Origin of the sequence: Phytoactinopolyspora mesophila (assembly GCF_010122465.1) — a bacterium.
Classification (GTDB): Bacteria; Actinomycetota; Actinomycetes; order Jiangellales; family Jiangellaceae; genus Phytoactinopolyspora; species Phytoactinopolyspora mesophila.
Map to the genome: position 1 here is coordinate 130,801 of NZ_WLZY01000014.1, position 9,145 is coordinate 139,945.

A 9,145-nucleotide genomic window follows, 5' to 3' on the forward strand; every position below is an offset into this window, starting at 1 on the left:
TGGCTTTGACCTTCTCGGCCTGCTTTTGCTCGGACCGCGCAGCCGGTGAAGAAGTGAGGGTTACAGCGGCGCCTGAGGTCTCAAGGGCCGGAGCCCGCGACCCGGCGACCCGCACCTGATGATCATGAACACTTCGGAACCGTAGTGGTCGAGAAGTGTTCATGATCATCAAGTGTTGGGGTCAGCCGGACACGCCGGTCAGTTCGTTGGGCGTCGCTGGTAGTTCGGCGCTGTTGACGATGGTGCCGGCGGAGAGATCCACGGCGTGGAGCTCATCGGTCGACGGGTCCGTGACGTAGGCGATGTCGCCTTGGACGAAGATGGTGGGCCGCGGCTGCTGCCAGTCCATCGGCTCTTCCCACTCGCCGATCACGGGGATAGTGCTGACGACTTCGGCGGAATCCGGGTCAACGACATGAATGGCGCCGTCAGTGCCCAGGATCAGCGCCTCTCCGGCTGGCCCGCGGGCCAGTGACCGGAACGTGTAGCTGGCGTCCAGGTCAACGAGCTCCAGCGTGTTGGTGGTGGTGTCGATCAAGGAGATCCGCTCGGGGCGTTCGAGATCGGCATCGGGGTCCACCTTGTAGTCGCCCAGGACGACACTCGACTCTTCCGAGCCTGCTTGGTTGCCGATCCGTCCGTACTCGTCCGGGCTGTCGATCTTGGTGATGGTTCCGTCGTGGTAGACGAGTACGCCGTCCTGACAACCGATCACGATCGCTTCGTCGGCGGCCATGGCTTCGCCATGCACGCCAGGACAGTCCTCGTTGCGGGTGATCTCGTCCCGCTCTGCGTCGAGCACCTTGACGCCGGTGCGACTCTCCTCGGTGCCGAGGGTGACCAGGAGCCCCCCGTTCTCGAGCTCGACGGCCACGCCATGATGGGGGTCCTCCGCCATGACGATTTCGGTGTCTGGCTTGGTGCCATCCAGAGCATAAGTCTCGAAGATCTCGATCTGACCGGTGCCGTCGCTGAAGAGGACCGTCTTGCCCGCGTGGCTCACGACGTGCCCGGGGCGTTCGGTATCGAACTCGATGTCGGTGAGCGCGGGCTCCTCGGCGTAATGCCGCTGTTCGCCGTCTTGCTCCGTCCATACACCGGTGTCTAGTGCGCGAAATGCCGCTGCCGTGGAGATGAGGACGTGCCGGCCGTCGCCCGCTGGATTGAGGCGGTTGAAACCGTCGAGTGCGATGTCATCGACGACGTCCAGGGTCTCGGCATCGAGGACGAGCACGCCGCCGTCGTAGGTGGCGACCAGTCGCGGAGTGGGCGCCTCGACCAGGTTGCTGCTCTCTTCCGGATGTTCGTCGGTGTCGGCAGCGGTGGTCGATGAGTCGTCGGTGCCGGCGCAACCGGCGAGGAGCATGCCGGTCAAGACGCCCATGGGCACGGCCCAGCGTCTGAGTCTGGAGTCGGAAATAACCATGCCGACAAGATAGATGAGAATAATGCTCATTAGCAAAAAGCGGGCGCTGCCGTGGATTTCGACATGCTGGCCCGGCTGGACAAGCGGCATCGATATGTACCGTCTGGACGGTACAGTAACGAGATGGGCAACACGCGACAGCGGGCCCGACGTGGCGGATGATCAGGCATGAGTGGCTCTGATTGGCTGATGCTGGCTGGAGTCTTCCTGGGTGGAGCCATGCCATGGCTGGAGGCCATCGTCGTCATTCCGGTGGGTGTCGTCGCGGGTCTCCCGGTTGTCTTGGTGGTGAGGGCTGAGCGAAGCGCGCGTTCAGGACGACCAGGGCGACCCGTAGCGTCGAGAAAGATCGGCTGTGGCTTGCGCGGACAACGGAACCGGGTCTTGGTCACCGAGCGCGAGGATGATCGCGCACGCCTCTTCGAGCTCGGTAGCGGCGTCGATGGCGGCTGCCATGCTTGTTCCCGCTGTTACTGGCCCATGGTTCTGTAGCAGCACGGCGCGAAAGGCAAACCCCAAGTTCTCTATGCCTTCGGCTTGTACCGGGTCGCCGGGCGGAGCGTAGGGGATCAGAGGTGTCTGCCCCACCCGCATCACGAAATAGGGTGTGATCGGCGGCAGGGCGCTGCTGGCCGACCACGGTGGCAGGCAGGAGACCGCTGCGGCGTGGCGGGAATGCAGGTGAACTACGGCCCGTGCCTCAGGGTCGCGCCGATACAGAGCCAGGTGAAGCGGATACTCCTTGGAAGGTCGCGGACCTGCGACATGAGCTCCGTCCATGGTGAGCACGGCGAGTTCCTGTGGCGCGAGGTTGCCGAGCACGGCCCCGGTGGGCGAGATGGTGATCAAGTCGCCCTCGCGCATGCTGACGTTGCCCGCGGTGCCTCGGCTCAGCCCGAGGCTGCTGAGATGGTGGCCAGCCTGGACGATCGCGGCAGGCGCCGACGGTTGTGTCCGCGGACTCGGGGATTCGTCGTTGGTCATGTGATCTGGTCCCAGGCGGCAGTGAAAAGATCAGGGTCGCCGAAGTTGCCCGACTTGAGCACGACGTCGTAAGTGGCGTCGCCGACGGGGCTGTCGGGCCCGGCGGGACCGGACGACCACGCCACGCCGGGGGCCAGTTCGGGACCAATCGCGAGCTGCCGGATGCCGAGCGCATTGACGACCGCCCCGGATGTCTCGCCGCCGCCGATGATGAACTGGCGGGCACCCCGGCGAGCCAGCTCGACGGCGAGCGCCGCGTTGGCCTGCTCGACCACGCCGCTGACCCGCGGATCATGGCTGTGTACCTGGCCGGAGGAGACGAGGACGGGGCGCGCTGGCTCGTTGTTCCATTGTTCTTGTGCCCAATCGGCGACGGCGGCTACATGCCGTTCCGGCTGGTTGAGAACTGCGGTGACGTCGAGTTCACGCCAGGGTAGGTGCGTTCGGGCATGTTCGGTTTGCGTGCGGCTGGTTTCGGAGACACTGCCGATGATGATCGCGCGCGGCGGGCCCGCCTGGCCGGATGAGCGTACGTTCCGTGGATCGTCGATATGTGGTCCGATGAGTCCGGTGGCGAGGCCGGAGCCACCCGTGACGACCACGTCGTTGTCGGTGGCGCGGGCGATGGACTCCAGATCGTCGTTCGTGACGGCGTCAACTACGACGAGGCAGGCGCCCGAAGCGGTCTCGGCATCGAGGGCGGCCCGGATTCGCGCGGGTCCAGCGTGCACGGTGGCGTGGCGCACCGCCCCGACCGGCCGGGAACTCTGCTCTTGCAGGAGGCTGATCACGTCGGACTCCCGCATCGGATTCAGCGGGTGGTCCTTCATGTGGCTCTCGTGTAGCAGCTTGTCGTGCACGAAGAGACGCCCCTGGTAGACGGTTCGGCCGGCTGCCGGGAAGGCCGGGACCACAACCGCGGAACCCGCTCCGGTCCGCGCGCAGACCGCCTCGCTGATCGGGCCGATGTTCCCCCTTGCGGTGGAGTCGAACGTGGAGCAGTACTTGACGTAGAAGCGACGGCAGCCCAGACGCTTCAAAGCGTCAACGGCATGCAGGCTGTCGGCGACCGCGTCGTCGGGGTCGATGGCGCGGGTTTTCAGGGCGGCCACTATCGCGTCGGTATCAGGGCGAGGTTCTGAGGTGGGGACGCCGATGGTGACTATTGTCCGGAAACCGCGGTTGGCGAGGTTGGTCGCCAGGTCGATCGCGCCGGTCAGATCATCGGCGACGGCGCCGAGCGTCATGATCACCTCGTGTGAATTGATGTGAAGATACTTGACGGTATTGTGAGCAGATCATAACGTCATGTGCGTTGCCGATGGATGGGAAGCCAGAGATGACGCGTGAAGGTCGTTGATGCCGCAACCTCAGGCTCCGTTGATCCCGGAACAGCGACGAGAGCAGCTGTTCTCGCTGCTCGGTCTGCATACCGTCCTGAGCGTGCGTCAGCTCACGGAGATGCTGGGCGTCTCCCATATGACGGTGCGGCGCGACATCGTGGCGCTGGAGCGTGAGGGAAGGGCGTACTCGGTGCCGGGTGGGGCGCGTATCGCCAGCGAGGTCCGCGCGGAGCCGAGCTACGTGGACAAGTCGATCGTCGATCGCGCGGAGAAGGCGGCGATGGCGGCATCGGCGGCCGAGATGATCCGGGACGACATGACGGTCTACCTCGACGCGGGGACCACGCTGCAGCAAGTGGTGCCGCTGCTGGACCGATTTCGCGGACTGACTGTGCTGACCAACGACTTCATCGCGCTCGCCGCGCTGGTCGGCACTGATATCAACCTGTTCCACCTTGGTGGTCGGGTTGACCATCGCAACCGGTCGTCCGTGGGCCGGCTTGCCGCGGCCACACTGCGGGGCGTGAGTATCGACCTGTCGCTGATCAGTTGTAGTTCTTGGGATCTGGCCCGAGGGACAACGACGCCCGCGGAGGACAAGGTGATCGTGAAGCAGGCGGCGATGGCGGTGGCTTCGACATCGGTGCTGGTCGCCGGCAGCTCGAAGTTCGGGACGTTCAGCCTTCATCGGGTTGCTTGGCTGGAGGACTTCACCCGGGTCATTACCGACGCGGGACTTACCGCCGCCGCTGCCGACGGTATCCGCGATCGGGGTATCGATCTCGTCGTCGCTTCTGGCGACGGATCAGCTGAGCGCTGAGGAGAACCCGGCCGGGCCCGAGAAGGAACCTCCGGCGGGCCCAGACATCAAGCGGCCCCGGCCTGCGTTTCCGCGGGCCAGGGCCGTGTTGACGGTGGACAGGGCCGGCATCGATCCGGCGACCTTCCGCTTTTCAGGCGTAGGCAAAAGGCCTGGTCAAACGGGTCCCAGCGACGACGCGTGCAGCGAGCGTGCAACATGAGGACTCCTCTATCCTCGTTCGTCCCGTGCAGCGAGCGTGCAACATGAGGACTCCTCTATCCTCGTTCGTCCCGTGCAGGCGACCGGACCTCACTGGATCGTGCCGCCAGGTCGCTGAGCGCCTTCGCTACCTCGGCGTCCCGCCCATCGAGTGCGTGAAGGTAGCGATTCGCCGCAGCGGAGGACGAGTGTCCGAGCCGCTTCTTCAGGTCTGCGAGAGTCGCACCGGCCGCAGCGGCTAGGCTCTGACCCGTGTGGCGCAGATCGTGAAAGGCGATGTCGACGCCGACCTTCTTGCGTACACGGACGAAGGCTTGATAGACGGCGTTGCCCCGCATGCGCGCACCGTCCCGGCCGACAAAGAAGTACTCGGTTCCGGCCCACTCCTTCGCGTGCTCAATCAGAAACACCAGCACGTGAGGAGGCACGGAGATCTCGCGCTTGCCTGCCTCGGTCTTGGGTTCTTTGTCGAACGCGGCGGTGGATTCGAGTAGTTCAACGCGGTTCGTCCGCACCCACACGGTGCCCTTGTCGAGGTTGACGTCCTCGCAGCGCAAGCTACATACCTCGCCACGTCGAAGACCACACCACGCCGCGAGGACGACGGCGGCCCGATAGCGGGGCGTGATGCCCCTGATCAGGTCGGCTACCTGTTCAGGGGTCGCGATGTTGCGCTCCTTTGCTTTGGTGCTGCCTGCGCCCGGGATCTGGCAGGGGTTACGTGCGATCGCGTCATCTCGGACGGCAGCGTTCATGACTGCGCGCAGGAATCGGTAGGACTGCGCAATGGAGGTACGGCCACCCGTACCCCTGAGAGCTTTGGCGTACCAGGAACGCACAACCGGCGGAGTGATTGCGATCAATGGGAGATCAAGCAGCGAGTCCATGTGTAGACGCATGTTTCGCCGACACGTCTCGGCCCAGCGAGGGCCAACGTCGGGGTTGTCATTTAGGTACGCTTCGGCGTACTCGCCGAGTGTCTGCCGCCCCAGTTGTTCATCCAGCCACTGACCACGGCTAATGTCCGCCTCTACACGCGCTAGCCAGCGGTCAGCATCGGTCTTCGTGCGAAACGTGTCCGGTGCGTACTGTCGGCGGCAGTTCGGGCCGATGAAAGAGGCCTGATAGCGCCCCGACGGCAGCCTGCGCACCATGCCGAACCGACGCCGCGCCATCAGGCGACCGCCCGGCCAGCACGCCACTTGACCTCGACGGGTTCGACCGTGACGGCGGCGATGTACTCGGCGAGGGCCGATGACGGAATCCGCACGTGGTGACCGAGCTTGACGAACCGGATTCGACGTTCAGCGATCAGCCGCCGTGGGAATCGGGGGGGGGGGCCAGCAGTTCGGCTGCCTCGACCACGGTGAGTAGGCGTTCCAAGGTCATCACATCTTTCATGACTACGCCGCTGTGGCGGCTCCGGGGATAGTTGCCGAAAGATTTGGTGCGGGTGGTCCGGCGCGTTGTTTCGCCTGCTCGTATTGCTCGCGCCATCGTTGTCGTCGGGTGATGGCGTGGGCGATGAGCCGCAGGTACGAGGGCGCGTCGGTGTCGCCGGGTTTGACGGGTGACCAGAGGTAACGGGGGTGTCCGTCTGCCCGGGTGGCGGTTGCCGAAAACTCGCCGTGGTCGTCCATGTCGATGCCGGCGTCTTCGAGGACGGTCCGGACGATGGCGGAACGGTCGGCCTTATGCTCGGTCAGCGTCTTACCGGTCCATTTACGCGAGACCAGGACCCGGCGCCCACCGAGACCGAGATGGTCACGGTCATGCGCTTTGGAGCGGCACAACCCCGGCACCAGCCCGGGGCGGGTGTTCTTGGGCTGGACACCGAAGCGGAGCCAGTTCGCACACGTCGGCGCACACGGCAGCCAACGAACCTCTTCGGCGATCCGGTCAATGTGTGCTTGCCGGGCCGCCGAGACTTCGCCATCGTCGTTGAGGTCGTCGGAGATGTTCTTGGTGAGGTATTTGGTGAGGTAGCCGACGCGGCGGTCAGCCGCAGGAGTCCCAGCGAGGATGCCTTGCATGTCGATCTGGGTACCGAACCGGACCACATGCGCCGGTTCCGCGTCAGGGTCGGCGTCGAGCTGGTCGAGGGCTTCATCCCAGGTCGGCAGCAGCTCGCCCGTGTCTGAGTCGCAGTAGCCGCCTGTGTGCTCGTCCCACACCGGCAGCCGATCCACGTAGGCCGCCTCATCGAACGAGGGCCACCACAGTTGGTGGTAGGTCGCGGCCACCACTTGCCGGACCAGCGCACGCGGGAACGTCCCCCGTACGGCGGCATGCAGATGCGGGGCGAGGCGGCGTTGTGGTTCGACGGTGGCGAAGTACTGCACCGGGACCCCGGTGGCGCGGCGTAGGTTCTGCCAGAACCGGTCGATCAGTTTTGGGAAGTGCAGCGCATCCAACGCCGCCCGCCGGTAGTCATACGAGCCCGGATGGACCGGGACGCCTTCACGGGTTACCCGCCCGTAGGACGGCATCGTCAACGTGAGGAACATCGACGGCCTGTAGATCTTCCCCTCCGGTGTGTCGAACACCCGTCCCAGGGTCGTGTGCTGCTTCGGCGGACGTGGCAAGTCATCGGCGTCATCGCGGCGACGAGTGGAGCGCACACGACGCGCACCTTCCCCCGCCCCATCGCCGTCGCCCTCGCCTTGCCCCTCGTCGTCATCTTGGCTCTCGTCGGTGTCGGTGTCGGTGTCGGTGTCGGTGTCGGTGTCGGTGTCGGTGTCGGTGTCGGTGTCGGTGGTGGGTTCTTGGGTGAGGTTGTCCCGCGTCAAGTAGTTGGCAAGATTTCTTCTCGATCGAAGTTGGGGATGGTGGGGTCGGCTAGGCCCTGGTGCACCTCCTTCGGCCGGTTCCAGGCGATGGCCTCGTGGGGGCGGGTCTCGTTGTACTCGACGCGGTAGTCCTCGGCCCGTTTGGCGAGCATGATCGCGTCGTCGATCTCGTCGATGTAGAGCCGTTCGTACTTCAGGGTTCCGAACCCGCGCTCGCGGGAGCCGTTCTGCTCAGGAGTCCGAACCCGGGTTCTGACGTGGGCCAGTTCGGGATGTGTAGCGATGAACGCTTCGAACGCGAACGAGCGGAACGGGCCCCCGTTGTCGGTCACGATCGTCACCATCGGCAGCAGTTCGCCAGTCTGTTCGTTGACCTGGCACAGATCGGCCAGCGGGTGGCCGAACAGGGCCTCGTAGTCGGCCAGCGCGAGCTCGACAGCGGCGATCGCGTCGTGCTGGTTCGCCGTGGGTGACACGTGCCATGGGTGCTCGTACTTCGAGTAGTAGTCCCGGCATCCGGCGATGCGCCACGTCCCGCCTGTGGTGGTTTCAAACTCGGAAAAGTCCAGTTGCCACACCTGGTTCGGTGCGGTCGGCGTCTCAGCGAAAGCGGCCTTGCGGCGCTCAGCAAGTTTGCGGCGTTCACGCTGGTAATGAGCGGGAAGGAGCAGGCCTTCATCACGCAACGCCCGCAATACGGTGGCCTGGGACACGACGTGTCCGTCGTGGCGGACCATGGCCCAGATCTTGCGGTGTCCCCACGCCGGATGCGCTAACGCATGCTGGCGCACCCACTCGGTGGCCGCGTCCCGGGCCGGCCGGGGCCACGGCCCTTTCTGCTTCCGGCCAGCGCGGGCTTTGGCCTGCCAGCGCCGCCAGGTCCGTTCTGGCACGTCGAACAGCTTGCACCACCGCGAGGTCGACATGCCTGCGTCGATCCTGATCACCTCGAGGTCCTCGAAGGGCCCAACCGGGACTCAGCAGACTTCTTCCACACCCGGACCTCCACCGCGGCCTCACCCAGAGCCTGGGTCAGCTCGGCAACCTCTGCCTCCAACTGCTCCTCACGGCTCGACGGACCAGACCGCCCAGCCGTCAACGCGGTCTTGCCAGCCTCTAGGAACTCCGCCTTCCACCGACCGATCGACTGCTCAGACACCTTCTCCCGACGCGCCGCCTCCGCAATCGTGATCTCACCGGCCAACACGCTCAACACGATCCGGGTCTTCTTCTCCGGCGGAACCGATGGCGGCCTACCCATAACTCAGACTCCTCACTCAGACTGACACAACAGCCCTGCCACAAAGTCTGACGCGCGACAAGGTGCCACTGGGGTGCTCCCTACTTTCCGGACTGCGGAGCCCATAGGGTTCTGTTTGGAGAGGAGAGGATTTCGTGGCTAGAAAGAACGGGAAGTTCACGCCTGAGTTCCGTGAGGAAGCGGCCCGGTGCCACTGGGGTGCTCCCTACTTTCCGGACTGCGGAGCCCATAGGGTTCTGTTTGGAGAGGAGAGGATTTCGTGGCTAGAAAGAACGGGAAGTTCACGCCTGAGTTCCGTGAGGAAGCGGCCCGGCTGGTGGT

Annotated in this window: 8 protein-coding genes and 2 pseudogenes; 1 reads left to right on the top strand and 9 read right to left on the bottom strand. The window is 65.0% G+C overall.

The window, feature by feature from the left end:
• Window positions 1-181 precede the first annotated feature (181 nt).
• The 3 genes from aztD to otnK all read right to left on the bottom strand — a co-directional run bounded on the left by aztD (window position 182) and on the right by otnK (window position 3,657).
• Window positions 182-1,426: a zinc metallochaperone AztD gene (gene aztD / locus F7O44_RS27465; RefSeq protein WP_162453517.1), complete on the bottom strand. Its 1,245-nt coding sequence runs from the start codon at window positions 1,424-1,426 to the stop codon at window positions 182-184.
• Window positions 1,427-1,738: 312 nt separating this feature from the next.
• Entirely contained in the window at window positions 1,739-2,410 is a 672-nt protein-coding gene (locus tag F7O44_RS27470; RefSeq protein WP_162453518.1) for a class II aldolase/adducin family protein, read from the bottom strand.
• Window positions 2,407-3,657 carry a 3-oxo-tetronate kinase gene (gene otnK / locus F7O44_RS27475; protein WP_187361667.1) on the bottom strand — a complete coding sequence of 417 codons (1,251 nt, stop codon included), beginning with the start codon at window positions 3,655-3,657 and terminating at the stop codon, window positions 2,407-2,409. The genes F7O44_RS27470 and otnK overlap by 4 nt, the downstream gene beginning before the upstream one ends.
• A gap of 112 nt (window positions 3,658-3,769) precedes the next feature.
• Here otnK and F7O44_RS27480 point away from each other — a divergent pair, with 112 nt between their 5' ends.
• Window positions 3,770-4,573, top strand: a complete 804-nt coding sequence (locus tag F7O44_RS27480) for a DeoR/GlpR family DNA-binding transcription regulator (protein WP_174255998.1) — start codon at window positions 3,770-3,772, stop codon at window positions 4,571-4,573.
• A gap of 257 nt (window positions 4,574-4,830) precedes the next feature.
• Here the strand turns inward: F7O44_RS27480 and F7O44_RS29820 are convergent, their stop codons facing one another.
• The 6 genes and pseudogenes from F7O44_RS29820 to F7O44_RS27505 form a co-directional block, all read right to left on the bottom strand.
• Window positions 4,831-5,529 (bottom strand): site-specific integrase, encoded by a 699-nt coding sequence (locus tag F7O44_RS29820; protein ID WP_222851762.1) that lies wholly within the window; start codon window positions 5,527-5,529, stop codon window positions 4,831-4,833.
• 270 nt (window positions 5,530-5,799) lie between these two features.
• Window positions 5,800-5,949: pseudogene (locus F7O44_RS32425) on the bottom strand (tyrosine-type recombinase/integrase); the annotation flags it as partial.
• 101 nt (window positions 5,950-6,050) lie between these two features.
• A pseudogene (locus F7O44_RS32385) lies at window positions 6,051-6,218 on the bottom strand (hypothetical protein); the annotation flags it as partial.
• The gene (locus tag F7O44_RS27495) at window positions 6,178-7,563 is read right to left on the bottom strand and encodes a replication initiator (RefSeq protein WP_162453521.1); all 1,386 of its coding nucleotides are present in this window, start codon (window positions 7,561-7,563) and stop codon (window positions 6,178-6,180) included. The gene F7O44_RS27495 and the pseudogene F7O44_RS32385, both read right to left, overlap by 41 nt.
• Window positions 7,560-8,510 carry an integrase core domain-containing protein gene (locus F7O44_RS27500; protein ID WP_162453522.1) on the bottom strand — a complete coding sequence of 317 codons (951 nt, stop codon included), beginning with the start codon at window positions 8,508-8,510 and terminating at the stop codon, window positions 7,560-7,562. Before F7O44_RS27500 ends, F7O44_RS27495 begins: the two co-directional genes overlap by 4 nt.
• Window positions 8,507-8,824 (bottom strand): transposase, encoded by a 318-nt coding sequence (locus tag F7O44_RS27505; protein WP_162453523.1) that lies wholly within the window; start codon window positions 8,822-8,824, stop codon window positions 8,507-8,509. The genes F7O44_RS27500 and F7O44_RS27505 overlap by 4 nt, the downstream gene beginning before the upstream one ends.
• Window positions 8,825-9,145 lie beyond the last annotated feature (321 nt).